This is a genomic window from uncultured Lacinutrix sp. (assembly GCF_947500325.1).
Taxonomy (GTDB): domain Bacteria; phylum Bacteroidota; class Bacteroidia; order Flavobacteriales; family Flavobacteriaceae; genus Lacinutrix.
In genome coordinates this window covers 1-576 of record NZ_CANMRQ010000087.1, presented here as the reverse complement: position 1 = coordinate 576, position 576 = coordinate 1, and the positions used below count along the sequence as shown (strand labels likewise).

The following is a 576-nucleotide window of genomic DNA, read 5'->3' as shown; positions in this document are numbered from 1 at the left end:
TTAAATCATTAGGATCTTGCTCACAGTTAATAGTAATATCAGTAGGAACAGTAAATGTAGGCGCTGTAGTATCTTGTATAGTAATGGTTTGAACAAGCGTAGTTGTATTGTTACAATCATCAGTAAGTGTCCAAGTTCTAGTAATCACAGATTCGTTAGCACAAGTACCATTAGCTGTACTATCAGTAAATGTAGCCTCTAGCGTGTTATCACAGTTATCTGCTTCATCAGTTACATCACCAGTAAGTGTTAAATCATTAGGATCTTGTTCACAGTTAATAGTAATATCTACAGGAACAGTAAAAGTAGGGCCAGTAGAATCGTTAAGCGTTAAAGTAGCATTTAAAGTTTCACTATTGTTACAAGCATCAGTAGCAGTATAAGTTACCGCAATGGTACCACCTAAACCACAAGTAGATGTAAGCGTTGTAAAGTCGTAGTTAGAAGTAACCGTAACATTAATATCATTAGCACAAGCTTGAATAGCTGCAATGTTATTAGCATTCCATTGGTCAGCAATGGTTTGGTTATTATCACCGTCACATTCTAGAGTTTGGTCAGTTACATTACAAGTAG

Annotated in this window: 1 pseudogene; it reads right to left on the bottom strand. The window is 35.8% G+C overall.

Annotated elements, in window-relative coordinates:
- Positions 1–576, bottom strand: a pseudogene (locus Q0997_RS20290) (gliding motility-associated C-terminal domain-containing protein); the annotation flags it as partial.